Here is an 18,472-nt window from a genome sequence, read left to right on the forward strand (position 1 = left end):
TCGTACCAAAACCGGTGTTATGGTTCGATCGCACCACAACTGTGGAGGGCGTGTTCACGCCTGCCGTCACTGCCTTTCGGGGCGATGGGAGACAAAGCGCACATGAAGCACGTCACCGTGCTGATCATCGGCATGCTGCTGCTGGTCCTGGGAGCACAAGGTGCCATCCGGCTGCTGGCCGACCACGACAACGCCGGGCTGCTCGCATGGCTGCCCGGTGGATTCGCGGTGTGGCTGGCGTGTCACGCGGTGGCCGCCATCACCGGAGCCTTGCTGGCCGGCTGGGGCAGCAAGAAGGCCAAGCAGAGCGGGCACGGGCGATGACCGGCCGCACTCCAGCGCCGGCCGCGATCCTCGCCCTGCTGGCAACCGCATGGACGCTCGTGGCGGGCGGCACCACCGCCCATGCCGACGACATCTCCGACCCGGTCGTCGTGACGGCGTCGGGCAAGGTCCAGGGCAAGAATCAGAATGGGGTCCGCCGCTTCCGCGGCATCCCGTACGCCGCCTCGCCCACCGGAGAGGGTCGCTGGCAGCCACCCCGGCCGGCGAGTTCCTGGACCGGCATCCGCGACGCGACGAAGGCAGGACCGGCGTGCATGCAGCCGGAGGCGCCTGATATGCCGAAGGGCACCCCGCAGAGCGAAGACTGCCTGACCCTGGAGGTGACCACACCCGTCCGGCCCGGCAAGGGGCGGCCGGTCATGGTCTGGGTGCCCGGCGGCGGTTTCATCACCGGCGCCGGCTCGATCTACGACCCGGCCCGGCTGGTCAAGGCCGGCGACATCGTGGTCGTGACGGTCAACTACCGGCTCGGTGTGTTCGGCTTCTTCGCCCACCCCGAGCTCGGCGAGGCCGGCAACTTCGGCCTCCAGGACCAGGTGGCGGCGCTGCGCTGGGTGCGCGCCAACATCGCCGCGTTCGGCGGCGATCCCGGCCAGGTCACCCTCGCCGGAGCCTCGGCCGGCGCGATGAGCACCTGCACCCTCATGACCTCACCGGCCGCCCGGGGCCTGTTCCACCGGGCGATCGTCCAGAGCGGATCGTGCCGTACCAGCCACCCGGCCGGAGCGATGGGCACGGGCATGCCCGCACTCTCCTCCTGGCACCCGATCGGCACGATCCGACGCGCCGGCCAGGCCCTGGCCGAGCAGCTGGACTGCGCCGACGTGGCCTGCCTGCGCCGCAAGAGCGCCGGCGAGCTGCTGCCGCACACCGCCCGGTTCCCGCTACTCGCCTACGGCACCAGCCTCGTCCCGCAGGAGCCGGCCGAAGTCTTCGCCGCAGGCAAGCAGGCGGCCATACCGCTGCTGCAAGGCAACACCCGCGACGAGCACGTCGAGTTCACCCTGGCCGTCCACCCGCACGGCATCACCGCCCGCCAGTACCCGGCCATGCTCACAACCGCCTTCGGAGCGGCCGCACCACGTGTCGAGCGACGCTACCCGGCGCGACGCTTTCCCTCCCCCATCGCGGCGGCCAGCCGCGTGTTCAGCGACAGCGGCTGGATCTGCCCCTCCTGGAAGTCCGGCCGCGAGCACGCCGGCAAAGCGCGCACCTACGCCTACGTGTTCACCGACCCGTCCGCGCCCACCCCCAGCGGACAGCCCCTGCCCGCCCACGTCCGCCCCGCCACCGCGCACGGAGCCGAGACCTTCTACCTGTTCGACTTCCCCGATGGCCCAGGGCTCACCGCCGACCAGCGGCGCCTGGCCGACCGGATCGTCGGCTACTGGACGCGGTTCGTCCGGACCGGTGACCCCAACGGGGCGGGCAGCACCACCTGGCCCCGTCTCGACGCCGCCGACCGTGCGCTCAACCTCGCTCCGGAGTCGGTACGACCGATCAACATGAAGAACGCCCACCACTGCGGCCTCTGGTTCTGACGACCGGATCTCGACCGAGACGCCTCAGTGTGAAAGCTTCCGAGATCACGAAGCGCGGTCCGGGCGCTCGCCCCACCCGGCTCCCCGCCGCCTACGACACGCGTCAAGGGTCACGTCGAGGAACTGCGGGCGGGGCGGAGCCTTGGGCGGTGGCTGCTCGCGGCTCAGGTGGTGGCGGGCTCGGGGCGGCCCAGGGGGCCCGTGAGGTAGTGCTGGACGGTGGGGGCGACGGCGGCGAGGAGGGTGGGCAGGTCGCGGTCGGCCAGGGCCGGGAGCCCGAGCAGGTGGCGGCCCAGTGCGATGCCGAACAGGTGGTTGAACGCCAGGACCAGGCGCAGGTCCGGGTCGTCGCCGGGCAGCAGGGAGCGGACGTCTTCAGGCAGGGCGGCGGTGAGCAGCGCGCGCAGCTGCTCGCGGGCGCCTTCGTGGGCGAAGGCCGACGCCACCGTGGCGCGCAGGGCCCCGGCCAGGCCGGGGTCCTCCCACAGCGACAGGTAGGTGCGGGCCAGGCGCTCGCCGAGCTCGCCGACAGGTCCGTCGAAAGCGCGCTGGATCTGCTGGACCGCCTGGTCGGGCAGCTGGAGGGTGGCGGCGAACAGGCCGTCCTTGTTGCCGAAGTAGTGGGCCAGCAGCGCGACGTCGACCCCCGCCGCCGCGGCGATCGACCGCATGGTCGCCCCGCGGAACCCCTTGGCCGCGAACTCCTGCCTGGCCGCGGCCAGGATGCGGTGCCGGTTGCGGCCATCGCCGCCGGGCGGCCGTCCAGGACGTTCGGAGTCCTTCTCGCTCATGCGGGCACTCTACCGGGCATCAACAAGTGTTGACATCAACAGATGTTGAAATACAGTGTGGTGGTCCGGACCCCGATGTGCGACCCGCGCCCAGCAGGGGATCCGCACCGAGAACCCCTGGAAGGCCCCTGCGCATGTTCTCTGCATTCGATGTCGAGTTCGCCTGGATCGGCCTCGGAGCCGCGATCGTCTTGACGGTCGTCCTCCTGGCAAGCGATGCGCTGCGCGGCAGCCGCGCCCTGTCCCGGTGGAAGGACCCGGCCTGGCTGGGCTGGGTCGCCGTCGTGGTGTACCTGTTCCACAACTTCGAGGAGTACGGCATCGCCGCCGACGGCGCCCACCACGCCTTCCCCGACTCCCTGTGCACCACGCTCAATCAGGGCGCCTACCCGGAATGCCCGATCCCGACAGAGTTCTACCTGTTCGTCAACATCGGGTTGATCTGGGTCGTGGCGGTGATCTGCGCCCTGCTCGCCCGCAAGCACCTGCTGATGGGGTTCGCGTTCTACGGCATCGTCATCGTCAACTGCTTCTTTCACATCGTCCCCGCCCTCGCCACCGGCACGTACAACCCGGGGTTGCTCACCGCGGTCGTGATGTTCCTGCCCGCCTCGGCCTGGATGATCAGCGTCTTCCTCAAGCACCAGGACCCGCCGCTCGGCAAGTGGCGCCTGCTCGGCATCGTCGCCGTCGGCGTGGCCGCCAACGGCTCCCTGCCGCTCACGATCAACCTGTTCCTGAACGACGTCATCTCCCGACCCGTCCTCGACCTGCTGCAGCTCCTCAACGCAAGCCTCATCCTGCTGGTCGGCGCCCTCCTCCTAAGGCCCGCGCCGTTCTTCAAGCGACGCCGACTTCCACTGCGGCCGCCCAGCTCACCGCCCTCGGGTGCCCGTGCTGCTGCGTGCCTCGTGCCGACAACGCACCCTTGACACCTGGGCTGACCGGCTGCACCGGCTCCCGCTGGTCGAGGAAGCCCTCGGCCGCCCCGCAGGTCGAGATCTCTCACCTGGCCGAAGCTGCCGAGTCGGCGGGGAGATGGATCCGTCGGGTCAAGGTCAGCCCGGTGGCCGAGGCGCAGATCAGGGCGATCGGGATCCACGCAGGGTCGGCAGCCTTCATCGGCATGACGGTCATGAGCACGAGTTGGCCCAGTGCCGCGACGTACACGAGGGGCGGGATCAGCAGTAGCCGGCGAGTCGCCCTGTCGGCGGTGCGCCAGCGGGCACCGAGTGAGGCCAGCACGAGGAGAACGGCTGTGGCCGAAAGGATGACGGCCGCGGGCTGCATCCATGCAGCGGCCTTCCACGGCAGGCTCATCGGGTTGCCGCCCGCGCCGCCGTCACCGCGCGGCCAGTTGTCTCCCGCCACCACCGTGGAGGTCACTCCGGTCGCCAGCGCCGACACCCACACGATGCTTCGCCGGCGCACCACGCCGTCCGGGTACAGGGCCACGGCGATCAGGAGTATCAGCCACGCCTGCGGCACCCACAGCCAGTACGTCAGCCAGTAGTCGAATCCGACACCGTCGCCGATCTCGACAATCGGCAGCCCGAGCTCTTTCCACAGCTCCAAGACCGGCTTGACCGTGCCAAGGACCCCGCTGACCAGGAAGACCGAGCCGACGCTTCTGGTCGCTGGATGACCGGCCAGCCAGCCGCCCGCCACCAGCGCGCTCACGACTAGAAGCGTCACGCCGATACCGGGCGGATCGTCCCTGGCTGCGTCGATCGCGTAGTGCGTCACCGTCGCGGCGAGAGCGAGCCCCACACCCGGCCAGATCGCGGCACGCATGCCATGCTCCCTATGCCGTACGGGCTACCGGCCGCCCGTGTGCCGCATGCCGCCCGTGAAACGGACGCCGCCGCCCACGCTCGCGGCCCAACCGCCCGTGTCGCTGTGTCTCGTCATGATGGCGAGCCTGCCAGCGCCCCCTGGCCGACCACAAGCCGCGCGGCCTCGAAGCTCGTTCTGCAGTTCCTGTTCCTGTCTCTGCTCTGGTCCCGAGGCGACGCAACAGCGGGGGAGCGGCGGATGTCTGTGGGGAGAACCGGTTCGTGTTGTCGGCAGGTGGGCCATGAGGGGATGCCGAGCCCGGAGCAGTCGGATCAGACGTCGAAGTCGAGCACCCGCAGCCCACATGAGCTGGGCTAACGCTTTCGCTCCCGGCCGGCACTTCATCCCCCACCAGTAGCCCCACCTCGTCCCCCACCGCCTCACCCTCGAACACCGAAACGCCCCCGGAGAGTGAGAAGAAGGCCGCGTTTGCCGCCTTCAGCAAGGCGATGTGTGGCGCACTCAAGACGGGACTCGGCCCGAAGGCGCCCTTCACCTGCAAGAAGGGCACCTCTACCAAGACCACGATCACCTCTCACCTCACCGGGACCGCCAGTCCGGCCGATATGCGCAAGGTGTTCACGTCACTCGCCTCCGGCAAGCAGGCCGAAACCCTCGCCAAGTCACTGACCGCCATCGGCGCCGAAACCTGGATCATCGACTACGAGGGCGTGCAGATCGCGAAGATCCGTGCAGCCAGGTAGGACCAGCGATGCTCGAAGCCTGGCAGGCCCGGCGTCCCGGCCGCAGGCTGGATGACGTCGACCAGGCCGGCGGGCGGCACCGGGAACTGCGGCGCCGGCCGCCCCCTTTCTCCGGTCCCGTCAGTCTTCCGCGCCGATGGCGCGGTCCATCGTGTCCTCGTTCAGACGCCGGGCGCCAGCCTGAGGACGGCGGCCGGCAGCCCGCGCAACGCCTCGGGGACGACGACCCCGCCGGAACGGTCCACCGCGGCCGGGCCGTCACCCCAGGTGGCTCCGGCCCGCGCCCGTTCGACCAGGTCGCCGGCGAGCGTCAGCCGTCCCGCGGCCGGGTCCAGGGCGATCACGTGGAGGGCGCCGTCGGGGGCGGCGGTGTAGCGGACCGGGTCGCCGACGGGCTCGGCGTGCCGGACCCACGGCCGGGTGCCGTAGATCGCCTCGCCGTGGGCCGCCAGCCAGGCGCCCAGGTGGCGCAGCCGTTCGACCTGGGACTCCGGCAGCGAGCCATCGGCCCGCGGCCCGATGTTGAGCAGCAGGTTGCCGTTCTTGGCGACGGTGTCGACCAGCAGGTGGACGAGCTCGTCCGGCCGGACGAGGTGGCGCTCGTCCTCGGCCCGGTTGAAGCCGAACGACTGGCCGAGCCCGCGCGTGGCCTCCCACACCCACGGGGAGGTCTGCTGCTCGGAGACGTACTCTCGGGTGCGCGAGCCCAGGTGCGGCACGCCCCAGCGGTCGTTCACGATGCCCTCGGGCACCCGCTCGTAGTAGTGCTCGAACAGCGCCTGCAGGCTGTGCGGCCCGGCCGCCTTGCCCGAGTCGGGCCAGTCGATGTCGTTCCACAGCACGTCGGGGGAGTGCCGGTCGATCAGCTCCATGGCCTGCTCGAAGCAGTAGCGCGCGAACGCCTCGTCGTTGCGGCGCAGCGTGAACAGGTCCGTCATCGACTGGATCGGCGGGAAGTCGGACACGTGCCAGTCCAGCGCGCCGGAGTAGTACAGGCCGAACCGCAGGCCCGCCGCCCGGGCGGCGCGGTCCAGCTCGGCGATCAGGTCGCGGCGGGGGCCGCGGCGCGCGCTGCTGAAGGCCGTGGTGGCGGTGTCCCACAGGCAGAACCCGTCGTGGTGCTTGGCCGTGGGCACGACGTAGCGCGCGCCGGACCCCGCGATCAGCCGCATCCAGGCCGCCGGGTCGAACGCCTCCGCCCGCCAGGAGTCGGCCAGGTCCTCGTACGGGGTGCCGACCCCGTACTCCCGCTCGTGGAAGGCGCGGGCGGGCGAGCCGGGGATGCGGACGGTGTTGGCGTGCCATTCGGCGTACTGGTGATAGCTGAACTCCAGCTCCACGGGCACGTGCTCGCCGGGCAGCCGGGCGGTCGCCCACGCGGGCACCGAGTACAGCCCCCAGTGGACGAAGACGCCGAACTTGGCGTCCCTGTACCAGTCGGGCACGTCCCTCGCCGGGTAGTCGGCGCCCAGGTCGGGGCCTACACGGCGGTCGAAAAACAGCACTATGGTCCTTTCAGCGGCCGGCGAGACCGGCGGTGGCGATGCCCTTGACCAGATGCTTCTGAAGGGCGAGGAGGAGCAACAGCGTCGGCAGGATGGACACGATGGAGGCGGCCATCACCAGATGCCACTGGTTGCCGTTCTGGCCGAAGAACAACTGCAGGCCGAGCGGCACGGTGCCGCGCTCGGTCACGTCGTTGACCATGATGAGCGGCCACAGGAAGCTGTTCCAGTAGTTGATGAAGGTGAACACGGCCAGCACCCCGAGCGCGGGCCTGGCCAGCGGCAGCATGATGGACAGGAAGATCCGCGCCTCGCTCGCGCTGTCGATGCGCGCCGCCTCCTGCATCTCGCGCGGCACCGAGCGGAAGAACTGCCGCAGCAGGAACGTCCCGAACGCGGTGAAGGCCCACGGGAAGATCAGCGACTGGTAGCTGTCCACCCAGCCGAACTTCTGCATGAGGATGAACATGGGCACGACCAGCACCTCCTGCGGCACCATCAGCGTGGCCAGGAACAGCAGGAAGACGCCGTCCCGGCCGCGCCAGCGCAGCGAGGCGAAGGCGTAGGCGGACAGGGCGGAGGCGGCCAGCACGACCAGCGTGCCCACGCCCGCCACCAGCACGCCGTTGAGGATGTAGCGCTGGAACGGCACGTACGTGAACACGTCGCCGAAGTTCTGCCACCGGATCCGCGAGCCGACCAGCGACCCGGGATCGCTGAACGTCTCGCCCGCCGGCTTCAGCGCGGTGGCCACCGCGAAGATCAGCGGATAGAGGAAGGCCAGCGTCACCGCCGCCAGCAGCACGTGGGAGACGACGGATCTAACTCTCATAGTGCACCCACCGTCTCTGCCCGAGGAACTGCGCGGCGGTCACGAGCAGGATGATCGCGAACAGCACCCACGCGCCCGCCGCCGCCAGCCCGAGCTCGCGCGACTGGAACCCGGCCTGGTAGACGGTCATGACGAGCGTCTCCGTGGCGTTGCCCGGCCCGCCGGCCGTGAGGATGTACGGCTGCGTGAACACCTGCAACGAGTTGATCACCGTCATCGTCGTGGCGAAGAACAGCGCCGGCGAGATCAGCGGGAGCTGCACGCTGACCAGCTTGCGCAGCCCCGTGGCCCCGTCGAGCGAGGCCGCCTCCAGGACCGACGGCGACATCTCGTTGATCGCCGCGGAGAAGACGATCAGGTTGTACCCGAACCCCTGCCAGACGCTCATGGCCACCACTGACACCAGCGCGGTGCGCCCGTCGGCCAGCAGGTTCGGCTCGGTGCCGACCATCTGGAACAGCAACTTCCAGATGACCGCGTTGGCCACCATCGGCGTGATCGCCGGGATGAAGAACAGCACCCGCCACAGGTTCTGCCACCGCGACCTGCTGATCCAGAACGCCAGCGCCAGCGCCAGGACGATGTTGAGCGGCACGTACAGGCCGGTGAAGACGAACGTGTTGCGCAGCGCGGACAGGAAGGCCGGGTCCTCGCCGAACAGGTAGCGGAAGTTCTCCAGGCCGATGAAGCTGCTCCCACCCAGCATCGGCCAGTCGAAGAAGCTCATCACCACGGCCATGCCGACCGGGAACAGAGTGAACAACCCGAGGCCGAGCACGCTGGGCGTGGCGAACCCCAGCGCGCTCCACTGCTCTCGCGACCTCACTGCCCGCGCGCCCCCTGCTGCTGGATGGTGGCGAGCGCCTCCTTGGCGCCGCTCGCGCCGGTGTAGACCTGGAGCAGGTGCTGGGCCATGAGCTTGGTGACGTCGTCCCAGTTCTTGGTGGTGAACAGCGGCACGCCGCCGGCCACCGCCTCCTTGACCGCCGACACAGCCGCCCGCACGTCGTCGGCCTTGTCCTGGTTCTTGCCGACCAGGAAGTTCTCGTACGCCGACTGCTCGGAGGTCATCGCGGGGAAGCCGCGCCCCTCGCCCGCCAGGTACGCCTGCGCCTGCCTGCCGCTGAGCACGGAGACCGCCTTGACCGCCTGCTCCTTGTACGGGCAGCCCTTGGCCACCCCGAACCCGGAGTTGGCCACGTACGTCTTCGCACCCCCGGACCCGGCGGGAAGCTGCGCGATGCCCACCCGGAACTTGGCTTCCTTGATCGTGGATCCGATGTTCCAGGAGCCGTCGACCGCCATCATGGCGTTGCCGTTGACGAACTGCGTCTCGCCCCAGCCCAGCTCCGCCGACCCGGCCGGCACGCTGGCCGACTTGTTCCCGGCCAGGCCCGCGTACCAGGTGGTGGCCGCGACCATGGGCTCGCTGTCGAGCTGCAGCTTCACGTCGTCGGTGACCGGCTTGGCGCCGTTGTAGGACAGCAGCATCGACAGCAGGTGCAGGTCGGAGAAGGACATGCCGAACCCGTACTTGCCGCCGGTGGTCAGCTTCCTGGCGGCCTGCTCGAAGTCGGCGGTGGTCCAGCCGGGCTTGGGCTCGGCCAGGCCGGCCTTGGTGAAGGCGTCCTTGTTGTAGTAGAGGAGCATCGGGCCCAGGTCGTAGGGGAGGGCCAGTTGCCGGCCGTTCATCTTCAGCGCGTCCAGCGCCGCGGGGGCGAAGCCTTCGGGAGCGGTGAGGGGTTCGAGGAGATCGGCGTAGGCGCCCAGGCGCAGGCTCTGCATGGAGACCAGGCATGGCTGCTCGCCCGCGGCGAACTCGGTCTGCAGCTTGGTGAAGTAGGCGTTGAAGGGCGCGGTCCGCAGGTTGATCCTGATCTTCGGGTCCTGCTGGGTGACCAGCTTGGCCAGGTGGTCGAGCTGGGCCTTCTCCTCCTCGCTGCCCGCCCACATCTCCCAGTCGAGGGTGACCGTACCGTCGTCCTGTTCGGCGCCGCCCGCCGTGCCCGCCCCGCCGCCGCCGCACGCGGTGACGCCGGCGAGGAGTACGAGCCCCGCGGCCAGGAGTGCCTTCATGGGGGGACCTCCGTCAAGGTATATTTTTCGGGGTCGAATTTATTATTGATGCGGAACCCTAGGCTTGCTCCGGAACACACGTCAAGAGGGAGGACCGCGGATGCGCGAGGACCTGGCCAGGACGGAGATCCTGACGACGCTCGGGTCCGGGCCGCTCAACCGCACCCAGCTCGCCCTCAGGCTGGGGCTCGGCGCGGCGACGGTGACCGAGCACACCCGGCGCCTCATCGAGCTCGGCTACGTACGCGAGCTGGCGCCGCAGGCGGCCGGGCGTGGTCGCCCGAAAGTGCCCCTTGAGCTGGTGCCGGACGCCGCGTACACGCTCGGTCTGCGGGTGCACCACACGCACGTGGTCGGCGTGCTCATGCGGCTCAACGGCAGCGAGGCGCGCCGCTTCACGGTGCCCTTCGACCCCCGCGCCGACCCCGTCGGGCAGCTCGCCGCCGTGTGCGCCCGCGAGCTGGCCGACCCCGCCGCCGGCGGCCGGGTGCGCGGCATCGGCCTGGCCGTCCCCGGCGTGATCGACCAGGCCAGGGGGATCGTGCGCATCTCGCCGCACCTGGGCTGGTCGGACCTGCCGCTGCGGCCCCTGCTGGCCGAACGCCTGCCGGTCCCCGTCCTCATCGACAACGACACCCGCGCCAGCACCAGCGCCGAACTGCTGTTCGGCGCCGGGTGCGACCACGACGACTTCCTGGTGCTGGCCGTCGGCGGCGGCATCGGCATGGGCATCGTGCTCGGGCGGCGCATCCATCGCGGGCCCGACGGCGTCGCGGGCGAGTTCGGGCACGTGCCGATCGACCCGCAGGGGCCGCCCTGCGTGTGCGGGCGGCGCGGCTGCCTGGAGTCCTACGCGGCCGACTACGCCCTGGCCGCCCGCGCGTACGAGCGCGGGCTGACGCCGGTGCCGGTGCCGGTGGCCGAGCTGCCCCGGCTGGCCGCCGAGGACGTGCCGGGCGTGCGCGACCTGATGGCCGAGGCGGGGGCGGCGCTCGGGAGGGCGGCCGCGGGCGTGGTGAACGTCCTGGCCGTACGGGCGCTGGCGGTGATCGGCGAGAGCCACGTGCTGTGGCCGTATCTGGAGCCCGGGTTCCGGCCGGCGGTGGAGAGCGGCGTGCTGTCGGGAGTGGAGATCATGGTCCGCCCCTGGGACGACAGCGGCCACGCCCGCGGCGCCGCCACCCTGGCCCTGTCGGCCACGGTCGCCACCCGCTGACCGGCGGGGCTGATCGCCCGAAGTGTCTCGGGCAGTGCCGGCGCTCAGTCCTCCAGGTGGGGCAGCACCAGGGACGCGTACCGTCAGCTCGCCGGGGTGTCATGGGAGAACCGTTCCGGGCGGAAGTCGGCGAGCCTCTCGTCCCTCCTCCCGCTGACGATCTCCGACGCGAGCAGCCGGCCGATCACCGGCCCGAGCGTGATGCCGCTGTGGGAGACGGCCTCGTAGTAGCCCGGCACGGACGGCACCGATCCCACCGAGGGGTATCCGTCGCCCGGGATGGGCCGGTCGACCACCCGTGTCCCGACGATGCGGGAGTACTCGAACCCGGGAACGACGTGCCGCGCCGACTCGTGGAGCAGCCGTTCGAGCGCCGCTGGATCTTCGCCGGCGTCGATGAGCGCGTCGACCTCGCGGCTGTGGAGGACCACCGAAGCGTCTCCGTCAGGACGGATCGCGACGCGCGGCGCGTGCATGGTCCGGCGGATCGGCGCCTGGGCACACTCGATCCGGGTGACGAGGCCGGGCTCCCGGCGCATCGGCAGGTGCCGCGCGACGAGCCCGGCGACGTGGGCGGCGCCGGGTCCCGCGGCGTTCACGACGACGTCGACGTCGAGGCGGCTGCCGTCGGACAGGGCGACGGTCCGTACGCTCCCGTCGGCGCCGGTGCCGACGTCATGGACCGTGGTGCCGAACCGGTGCTCGGCGCCGGACGCGACGGCCTGGCCGACCAGGCGGCCGACGAGATGGCGTCCGTGCACCCAGGCTTCGTCGGGGAAGAACACGACCGGAATCTCGTCGGACACCGTGAGCGCGGGTTCGAGGTGGCGGCGTACCTCGGCTCCCGTGCGTACCTCGGCCCGGTAGCCCCAGCCGGCCAGCAGCCCGGCCGTTTCCAGGAGGCTCGCCTCCGCCGCGGGGTCGTCCGCCCAGCGCAGGTGGCCGCCGGGGTGCCACCATGGGTCCGGCCCGATGATCCCGGCAAGCTCGCGGTACGCCGCCATGCTCGCGACGTTCAGGTCGAAGTAGGACCTGCTCGCGGTCTTCGCGCTGGCGTTGACCCACGAGAACGACCAGTCGGTGACCCCTTCACCCGGCCGGCCCGCGTCGACGAAGACCACCTTGACGCCGTGCCGTGCCACATTCCAGCCCACACAGGCTCCGAGAACGCCCACCCCGATGACAGCAACACATCCAGGCCGCTCCACGACCCGATTCTCGCACGAACAGCGGATCACGCTGCAGCACGTCAAGGCCATGACGGCAGTCGGCCTTGTCGACCGGGCGGCCTTGGGCAGGCATCAGGCTCTGACGGCGCGGCCGGGCAGGGCGGTCGGCAGCAGCTGCTCGTCGCGGACCACGAACTGGCCACCGACGAGGACGTGAACGAAACCGGAGGAATGCCGGACCGTCTCGGTGTAGTCGGCATGGTCGCTGACGGTCTCGGGGTCGAAAACGGTCAGGTCGGCGTCGCAGCCCGGCTGAACGCGACCTTTGCGCCGCATCGCCGGGACGCCTGAGCCCACGACGTCGGCGGGGATGAGTGTGCACCGGCGCACAGCCTCGGGCAGCGACAGGACGCCGTCCTCACGGACGAGCCTGCGTAGGGTCCGGCCATAGGTGCCGGCAGTACGGGGATGGGTGACGGCGTCGGGACGGAGCGGCCATGAGAGCGGGTCAGGCGCTCCGGAGCGCCACAGGAGGGGTACGGCGTCGGTGGCGACGGCGGCGTCGGTGAAGGTGATGGCCCGCCGGATGTAGTCGAACTGGGCGGGGTCGTCCTCGTCGAGCAGGTGGACGAAGGCGGCCGAGCCGGGTGCGCTCTCGCGGACCCGGCGCAGGGCGTCGGCGTCGGGGATACGCCCATGGGTGCCCAGCAGGCCGATGGAGTGCGGGGTCAGTCCGCGCCGGTGGAGGAGTTCCGGGGCGAGGAAGGCCGCGCCGATGCCGGTCATGCCCGCGCCGTAGGGGTAGGCCTCGGTGGTGACGCGCGAGCCTTCGGCGCGGACCTTCTCCACCAGTCCGAGCACGCGGTCGACATGGCGTATGGAGGTGCTGTTGACGTGGCAGTAGTGCATGTGCGCGCCGGTCTCGGCGGCGGCGCGGAGGATCTCTTCAGCGCCGTCGACGGGAGTGGTGGGGTCCATCTCGACAAGTTCGCGGGCGTGGGTATAGGTGGGCAGCCCGGCGCGGGCGGCGAGGGCGGCTATGGCGAGGTACTCGGAGGGGTCGATGCGAGGGGCGTAGCCGACGAGGATTCCGATGCCGAGGGCGCCGTCGCCGAGGTCACGCTCCAACATGCCGGTGATACGGTCGACGGTCTGCCGAGGGGCGGCACGCTGCCATTCCTCGCGACCGATGTTGGCGAGGAAGTCGGTCGTCAGGTCGCCGTCGCTGTCAAGGCCGAGGAGGACGGCCATGCGGGCCACGGCCCAGGAGGTGGCGAAGCCGTAGTTGAGCGGCCTGCCCTCGGTCTCGGCTCTGCGGTAGGCGGCGGCGACCGGGTAGGCGCCGGCTTCGAGTTCCAGGACGGTGGTGACGCCGTCGAGTGCCTGAAGCCGGTGGCCGGCGACGTCCGTGCTGTGGCTGTGCAGGTCGATGAAGCCTGGGCTGACGACCAGGCCGGTCGCGTCGACATGGGCGACGCCGTCGAGCGGCTGGTCGGAGACGGCCTGGATGACCCCGCCGTTGACGCCGACGTCGCGCACGGCATCCAGACCGGTCTCGGGGTCGATGACCCGGCCGCGGGCCAGGACCAGATCGTACGTTGTCACGCGAGCTCCTTCGTTGCGAGGCTGAACTGCTCAGGGCGCTGGGGCACGATCAACGCGATCAGCGCGCCGAGGACGGTGGTGGCGATGAGCAGGCCGAAAGCGGCGGTGTAGGAGAACTTGTCGACCAGGAAGCCCATGAGGACGGGGGCGAGAACGCCGGCGATCTGACCGCCGACGTTGACGATGCTCATGCCGGATCCGATGATGGCGGGCGGCAGGGCGCGCACGGGCATGCCGAGGATGCCCATCGAGGAGAGGCCCGCCACCCCCATGGCGAGGGTCTGGTAGACGGTGAACCCGACAGCGGACTCGGCCATCAGCATGAGCACCAGGAGCACGGCGGTGACCAGCAGCAGGGGGATGACGTAGAGCCGGGCCCTGTCATGGAAGAAGCGGTCGAACAGCCAGCCGCCGAGGAAGACGGTCGCGCACATGACCAGGCCGGGGATGGCGGACATGACGCCGGTGTTGATGAGGGAGATCCCGCGCTCCTCCAGCAGGTAACTCGGCACCCAGGTGATCAAGCCGTAGCCGAGCATGTTGGTGGCGCAGAAGAGAGCGGCGAACTTCCAGACCGACGCCGAGCGCATCACGGCGCCGAGGCCGAGCCCCTTGTCCTGAACGACGTCGGAGCCGTTGAGGTGGGCGGGCAGCGCCTTGGGCAGCAGCTTCCAGAGCAGAACCCCGATGGCGACGCCGGCGGCGGCGGTGACCCAGAAGGTGTGGCGCCAGCCGAGGACGAGGATGAGCGGCGCGACGATGAGCGGGGCGACGCCGGCGCCGAGCTGGTTGGAGGCGAGCATGGCGCCGGCGGCGGTGGCGCGGACGGCGGGGGTGGTGCGTTCGGCGATGGCCTTGAAGGACGCGCCGGGGAACAGGCCCTGGCCGACGCCGAAGAGGGCACGGATGACCAGGAGAGATGCCAGGCCCCAGGCGATGCCGGTGAGGGCGGTGAAGACCGACCAGAGCAGCAGGGAGACCATGAGCTGGCGTCGGGCGCCGAACCGGTCGGCGAGGATGCCGCCCGGTATCTGGCACAGCAGATAGACCAGGGAGAAGGCGGTGATCAGCCAGCCTTGCTCGGTTTTGGTGAGTGCGAAGTCCTCGCCGATGAACGGCAACGCGACGGCCATCATCACCCGATCGACGTAGTCGATCACCCAGACGCCCATGAGCAGCCCTACGGTGACGGTCGCCGTCCTGCGTATCTGCGCGGGCGCCAGGGGGCGAGTGTCTTCGGCGAGTCCCATTCACAGACCTCCGGAGCTTTCACGTCAATGTTCCAGCAACCCTCCAACACGTGACCCGGGAGTGCTTCGTGCAGGGACATGAAGTCGGAGCCGCCAGCGGTGCAATTGCACCAAGCTCGGTCCGCCGACGTCGAAACGCCTGCAAGATCGTCAGTCGGCCTCGCGGTGTGCCGGCCGAAGGGGCTGAGCGCTTTCGCCGCGAGGTCGCGCCGACAAGCCGGATGGTCCTCGGTCGCGAGATCTCCCGGGAAATGCCCTCAAAGTTCCGGACATCGACATATATGACAGATGATCCAGTTAAGGAGACCGGATGGGAGCCGATCCCCGTAGCCGGTTCGTGGAGATCTACGAATCCGCCTACGAACCCGTACTCGGGTACGTCCTGCGCCGCTGCCGGCACCCGGAGGACGCGGCCGACGTGGTGGCCGAGACGTTCACCACGGCGTGGCGTCGCATCGACGAGCTGCCCGAGGGGGACGAGGCGCGGCTGTGGCTGTACGGCGTGGCGCGGCGGGTGCTCGCCAACCATCGGCGCGGCGAGGAGCGCCACGAGCAGCGTACGGCGGCCCTGCGCCAGCGGCTCGCCGCCGCCCCGGCGCTGGCCCGCCCGCCCGAGGACGAGATGTCGCAGATGGGAAGCGTCTTCCGCGCCCTGCCCGACGACGACCGGGAGCTGCTCTCCTTGGTCGCCTGGGAGGCGCTGGACCATGGCCAGATCGCCCGCATGCTCGGCATCTCCCGCAACGCGGTACGGATCAGGCTCTACCGCGCCCGCAAGCGTTTCGCCCGGGGCCTGGCGAAGGCCGGGATCGACCACCCCCGCGCCGTCGTCCTGGAAGGGAGCTCGCTGTGAACCTCGCCGATCTCGCCCGCGTCGGTGACCAGGATCTCGCCGGAGAGGCGTCCGCGCCGGAGGCTCGGGAACTCATGCACGCGATCATGTCCGAGGAACGCAAGGAGGTCATCGTGACACGGCCCCGCCGCAAGATCCGCCGAAGGCTGGTGCTGGGCCTCGCCACCGTGGCGACGGCCGCGGCCGTCGCCGTCGGCACCGGTCTGGCCGGCGGACCGGTGACCAGTTACGCCAACGCCGCCGTCTCCATCGAGAAGACCGGCGAGTACTTCAGCGTGAACATCACCGATCCCACGGCCGACCGCCGTCGCTTCGAGGAGGCGTTCCGGGCGGTCGGGCTGAACGTCACGGTCAAGGTGGTGCCGGTGGCGCCCTCCGACGTGGGGAAGCTGATCGGCCCGGTCGTCCCGGGCGGCTTCAAGTGGCACGGCAGCATCGGCACTCAGGGGATCACGCCGTGCTCGTCGGCGTTCTGCGCCAGGGTCTGGATGCCGGCCGACTTTCCCGGCCGGGTGGTGTTCGGCGTCGGCCGGCCCGCCAAGCCGGGCGAGCCGTACGTCGAGGACGGCCCTGTCGACCCGGAGGGCGGCGACGAGGCCCTGCCCGGCTACACCAGCCACGGCAGGACGGTCGCGGACGTACGGGCCGAGCTGAGCAGGCGCGGGCTGCAGGTCGGCTACCGGCTGGTCTGGAAGTACAGCGACAAGGACGACGGCGGAACCTCGTGGTTCGACGAGGCCGCGCCGGGGAGCCGGATCAAGGACGACTGGATCGTGGCGTCCACCCGCTTCCACAGCGCCGACACCGTCGACCTGTACGTGACCCCCGGCGCGGACGCGGGCCCGGCCCCCAGCCCGCACCCGCAACCCCAGTGGTACGACATGCCGGGCTGAGCCGGCGGCAGATCGACCTCGCCCCGGTCCGCCTCTGCCCACGTCTCGGGGTGGGCCGGTTCCGGCTGCCACGAGCAGGCCGGGTCGTTCTGAAGGTCAGGTGAGGTGGGCGTGCGGGTTGGTGTGATCGGACAAATCGGTAGGAGAGGGTGTCGATGACGGTGGCGTTGGTGGTACGGCGGTGGACGATCGAGGCGCGGAGCCTCCTGCCTGCTCCTCGCGCCGCCGGCGGCGCGGCTACGCCGCACACCCGGCGTCTGGCCTGGCTGGACGCGCTGCGGGGACTGGCCGCGATGGTGGTGGTCTTCGAGCACGCGCTCGGACCGCTGTGGCCGGAGGCGCGGCTGCCGATCAAGGCCGTCTTCGAGCCTGGCTGGTACGGAGTGCTGGTGTTCTTCCTGGTCAGCGGCTATATCGTGCCGGCGTCGCTGGAACGCCGGGGCAGCGTGGGGGCCTTTTGGGTCTCGCGGTTCTTCCGGTTGTGGCCGCTGTTCTCGGTGTGCATGGCCGGCATGGCGCTGCTGACGGTGGCCGGCTGGGACGACATGCACATCTGGTGGCGCAGCCGGCCGGTGGCACTGGCCCTGGCGCACGCCGGCATGCTGCAGAACCTGCTGTACGTCCCGAACCTGGTCAATGTGCTGTGGACGCTGTCCTACGAGATGGCCTTCTACCTTCTGCTGACGGCCATGTTCACCCTCGGGGTGCACCGGCGCAGCACCGCGGCCGCGCTCACGTTCGCGGCGGCCGCGGTGCTCGGCGCCGGGGTGCTGCCGGTGACGCTCCTGTCGGCCGGCGGGGCGGGCCGCATGCTGACGGTCGTGGTCGTGGTGACCGCCGTGCTGGCGGCCGGGCTGGCCATGGTGCTGCGCGGCGGCAGGCGGGTACGGCAGGCGGGCGCCGTGGCCGTCGCCGGCACGATCCTCCTGCTGCTGGCGGTCAACCAGAGTTATCCCGGGCCGTGGCAGGGACTGTTCATCCTGGCGACCATGTTCGCCGGCACCGCGCTGTACCGTGTCGAGACCGGCCAGATCGGCCACCGGCACCTCGCCTGGGTGGCGCTGGTACCACTGGCGGGATTGTGGCCGGCGCGCGCCGAGCTGGGATCACAGCTGGCGATCGCCGCGGCCTGGCTGACGTTCGCCGCCGGGATGACGCTGCGCCACCGCAGGATGCCGTCGTGGCTGACCTGGCTGGGGCTGGTGTCCTACTCCATCTACCTGTTGCATCCGCTGCTGCTGGAGAGCGTGGAGTTCTTCCTGCCGGACCCGTCGACCGTACCGGTGGCAGTGCGCCTGACGCTGCTGGCGGCGGTGTACGCGGCGCTGCTCGGACTGTGCGCGCTGACCTGGCGATGGGTGGAGTCGCCGGCGCAGTCGCTGGGCAGGCGCCTGATCGGCCGGGCCGGATCCCGTCGGGCAGCGCCCAGCCCGGCGCGGGCACCCGGCGAATGAGGCCGCCGCGCCGCCCGGCAGGGAAGCGTCCCGTCTGGCGGGGCGGCGTTGAGCACGGCGGACGCCGCCCCGCTGAGCGCCGCCGGCGCGGCCTCCATGACCGCCGAGGTGGCGGCGGGCATCGTGAGGCCGGTCCCGAACCGGCGAGCACCAGCGGCGCGACCAGCGTCATCACCTGGCGGGCGCGCTGGGCGCCGCCCTGGCCCAGCGGCTGTTCGCGCTGGAGTGGTTGCGCAGGGGACGCGTCCGGCGCGCCGTGCACCTCACGGACGAGGGCCGCATCGGTCTCCACGACACCTTCGGCGTCCCCCTCGACTGGGACCGGACACCCGCATCGGCGAGACGATGAAGTCACCGGACGAGTACAGCGCTGCTGACCGCTCGTGAATTCACGCGTACCCA

17 protein-coding genes are annotated in these 18,472 nt (G+C 70.7%); 8 read left to right on the top strand and 9 right to left on the bottom strand.

Translation table 11 applies throughout. The features are described from left to right. The first annotated feature begins 102 nt into the window (after positions 1-102). Positions 103-324, top strand: coding sequence for a hypothetical protein (locus AB0J46_RS37450; protein ID WP_364339022.1), 222 nt, complete (start codon positions 103-105; stop codon positions 322-324). Then, complete coding sequence (locus AB0J46_RS37455) at positions 321-1,886, top strand: carboxylesterase family protein (RefSeq protein ID WP_364339024.1); 1,566 nt, start codon at positions 321-323, stop codon at positions 1,884-1,886. Before AB0J46_RS37450 ends, AB0J46_RS37455 begins: the two co-directional genes overlap by 4 nt. A gap of 164 nt (positions 1,887-2,050) precedes the next feature. Here AB0J46_RS37455 and AB0J46_RS37460 read toward each other — a convergent pair whose 3' ends face one another. Continuing rightward, on the bottom strand, positions 2,051-2,677 hold the full coding sequence (locus AB0J46_RS37460) for a TetR family transcriptional regulator (protein ID WP_364339025.1): 627 nt from the start codon (positions 2,675-2,677) through the stop codon (positions 2,051-2,053). Between the two features lie 134 nt (positions 2,678-2,811). Between AB0J46_RS37460 and AB0J46_RS37465 the strand changes: the two genes are divergently transcribed. Next, complete coding sequence (locus AB0J46_RS37465; RefSeq protein ID WP_364339026.1) at positions 2,812-3,609, top strand: HXXEE domain-containing protein; 798 nt, start codon at positions 2,812-2,814, stop codon at positions 3,607-3,609. Positions 3,610-3,682: 73 nt separating this feature from the next. Here the strand turns inward: AB0J46_RS37465 and AB0J46_RS37470 are convergent, their stop codons facing one another. Beyond that, on the bottom strand, positions 3,683-4,471 hold the full coding sequence (locus AB0J46_RS37470) for a hypothetical protein (protein WP_364339028.1): 789 nt from the start codon (positions 4,469-4,471) through the stop codon (positions 3,683-3,685). Between the two features lie 491 nt (positions 4,472-4,962). On the opposite strand from AB0J46_RS37470, the gene AB0J46_RS37475 reads away from it, so the two are divergent. Continuing rightward, complete coding sequence (locus AB0J46_RS37475; RefSeq protein ID WP_364339030.1) at positions 4,963-5,217, top strand: hypothetical protein; 255 nt, start codon at positions 4,963-4,965, stop codon at positions 5,215-5,217. Positions 5,218-5,378: 161 nt separating this feature from the next. Here AB0J46_RS37475 and AB0J46_RS37480 read toward each other — a convergent pair whose 3' ends face one another. Genes AB0J46_RS37480 through AB0J46_RS37495 form a run of 4 tightly spaced genes read right to left on the bottom strand, consistent with a single transcriptional unit; the run spans position 5,379 to position 9,630 of the window. After that, entirely contained in the window at positions 5,379-6,722 is a 1,344-nt protein-coding gene (locus AB0J46_RS37480) for an alpha-L-fucosidase (RefSeq protein ID WP_364339032.1), read from the bottom strand. Positions 6,723-6,732: 10 nt separating this feature from the next. Next, positions 6,733-7,554, bottom strand: coding sequence for a carbohydrate ABC transporter permease (locus AB0J46_RS37485; protein ID WP_357980179.1), 822 nt, complete (start codon positions 7,552-7,554; stop codon positions 6,733-6,735). Then, a complete protein-coding gene (locus AB0J46_RS37490; RefSeq protein WP_357980176.1) occupies positions 7,544-8,380 on the bottom strand; it encodes a sugar ABC transporter permease in 837 nt (278 codons plus the stop codon). Before AB0J46_RS37490 ends, AB0J46_RS37485 begins: the two co-directional genes overlap by 11 nt. Beyond that, the gene (locus tag AB0J46_RS37495) at positions 8,377-9,630 is read right to left on the bottom strand and encodes a sugar ABC transporter substrate-binding protein (RefSeq protein WP_364339035.1); all 1,254 of its coding nucleotides are present in this window, start codon (positions 9,628-9,630) and stop codon (positions 8,377-8,379) included. The genes AB0J46_RS37490 and AB0J46_RS37495 overlap by 4 nt, the downstream gene beginning before the upstream one ends. Positions 9,631-9,730: 100 nt before the next feature. Between AB0J46_RS37495 and AB0J46_RS37500 the strand changes: the two genes are divergently transcribed. Next, positions 9,731-10,846 carry an ROK family transcriptional regulator gene (locus AB0J46_RS37500; RefSeq protein ID WP_364339037.1) on the top strand — a complete coding sequence of 372 codons (1,116 nt, stop codon included), beginning with the start codon at positions 9,731-9,733 and terminating at the stop codon, positions 10,844-10,846. An 83-nt stretch (positions 10,847-10,929) separates the two neighbouring features. On the opposite strand, the gene AB0J46_RS37505 is transcribed toward AB0J46_RS37500, so the two are convergent. Genes AB0J46_RS37505 through AB0J46_RS37515 form a run of 3 tightly spaced genes read right to left on the bottom strand, consistent with a single transcriptional unit; the run spans position 10,930 to position 14,870 of the window. Beyond that, positions 10,930-12,105, bottom strand: a complete 1,176-nt coding sequence (locus AB0J46_RS37505; RefSeq protein WP_364339039.1) for an FAD-dependent oxidoreductase — start codon at positions 12,103-12,105, stop codon at positions 10,930-10,932. A gap of 42 nt (positions 12,106-12,147) precedes the next feature. Then, on the bottom strand, positions 12,148-13,620 hold the full coding sequence (locus AB0J46_RS37510) for an amidohydrolase family protein (protein WP_364339041.1): 1,473 nt from the start codon (positions 13,618-13,620) through the stop codon (positions 12,148-12,150). Continuing rightward, positions 13,617-14,870: an MFS transporter gene (locus AB0J46_RS37515; RefSeq protein ID WP_364339043.1), complete on the bottom strand. Its 1,254-nt coding sequence runs from the start codon at positions 14,868-14,870 to the stop codon at positions 13,617-13,619. The genes AB0J46_RS37510 and AB0J46_RS37515 overlap by 4 nt, the downstream gene beginning before the upstream one ends. Before the next feature lie 310 nt (positions 14,871-15,180). On the opposite strand from AB0J46_RS37515, the gene AB0J46_RS37520 reads away from it, so the two are divergent. The 3 genes from AB0J46_RS37520 (at position 15,181) to AB0J46_RS37530 (ending at position 18,070) form a co-directional block, all read left to right on the top strand. Continuing rightward, the gene (locus tag AB0J46_RS37520; protein ID WP_364339045.1) at positions 15,181-15,723 is read left to right on the top strand and encodes a sigma-70 family RNA polymerase sigma factor; all 543 of its coding nucleotides are present in this window, start codon (positions 15,181-15,183) and stop codon (positions 15,721-15,723) included. Further along, on the top strand, positions 15,720-16,616 hold the full coding sequence (locus tag AB0J46_RS37525) for a hypothetical protein (protein ID WP_364339047.1): 897 nt from the start codon (positions 15,720-15,722) through the stop codon (positions 16,614-16,616). The genes AB0J46_RS37520 and AB0J46_RS37525 overlap by 4 nt, the downstream gene beginning before the upstream one ends. Positions 16,617-16,771: 155 nt before the next feature. After that, positions 16,772-18,070, top strand: a complete 1,299-nt coding sequence (locus tag AB0J46_RS37530) for an acyltransferase (RefSeq protein WP_364339050.1) — start codon at positions 16,772-16,774, stop codon at positions 18,068-18,070. Positions 18,071-18,472: the final 402 nt, after the last annotated feature.

Source organism: Nonomuraea sp. NPDC049758 (genome assembly GCF_040674635.1).
GTDB lineage: Bacteria > Actinomycetota > Actinomycetes > Streptosporangiales > Streptosporangiaceae > Nonomuraea.

Excerpts from the sequence above, each read along its gene's own strand:
- AB0J46_RS37450 (WP_364339022.1), top strand. The coding sequence starts at position 103 with ATGAAGCACGTCACCGTGCTGATCATCGGCATGCTGCTGCTGGTCCTG.
- AB0J46_RS37455 (WP_364339024.1), top strand. The coding sequence starts at position 321 with ATGACCGGCCGCACTCCAGCGCCGGCCGCGATCCTCGCCCTGCTGGCA.
- AB0J46_RS37460 (WP_364339025.1), bottom strand. The coding sequence starts at position 2,677 with ATGAGCGAGAAGGACTCCGAACGTCCTGGACGGCCGCCCGGCGGCGAT.
- AB0J46_RS37465 (WP_364339026.1), top strand. The coding sequence starts at position 2,812 with ATGTTCTCTGCATTCGATGTCGAGTTCGCCTGGATCGGCCTCGGAGCC.
- AB0J46_RS37470 (WP_364339028.1), bottom strand. The coding sequence starts at position 4,471 with ATGCGTGCCGCGATCTGGCCGGGTGTGGGGCTCGCTCTCGCCGCGACG.
- AB0J46_RS37475 (WP_364339030.1), top strand. The coding sequence starts at position 4,963 with ATGTGTGGCGCACTCAAGACGGGACTCGGCCCGAAGGCGCCCTTCACC.
- AB0J46_RS37485 (WP_357980179.1), bottom strand. The coding sequence starts at position 7,554 with ATGAGAGTTAGATCCGTCGTCTCCCACGTGCTGCTGGCGGCGGTGACG.
- AB0J46_RS37495 (WP_364339035.1), bottom strand. The coding sequence starts at position 9,630 with ATGAAGGCACTCCTGGCCGCGGGGCTCGTACTCCTCGCCGGCGTCACC.
- AB0J46_RS37500 (WP_364339037.1), top strand. The coding sequence starts at position 9,731 with ATGCGCGAGGACCTGGCCAGGACGGAGATCCTGACGACGCTCGGGTCC.
- AB0J46_RS37505 (WP_364339039.1), bottom strand. The coding sequence starts at position 12,105 with ATGGCCTTGACGTGCTGCAGCGTGATCCGCTGTTCGTGCGAGAATCGG.
- AB0J46_RS37515 (WP_364339043.1), bottom strand. The coding sequence starts at position 14,870 with ATGGGACTCGCCGAAGACACTCGCCCCCTGGCGCCCGCGCAGATACGC.
- AB0J46_RS37520 (WP_364339045.1), top strand. The coding sequence starts at position 15,181 with ATGGGAGCCGATCCCCGTAGCCGGTTCGTGGAGATCTACGAATCCGCC.
- AB0J46_RS37530 (WP_364339050.1), top strand. The coding sequence starts at position 16,772 with ATGACGGTGGCGTTGGTGGTACGGCGGTGGACGATCGAGGCGCGGAGC.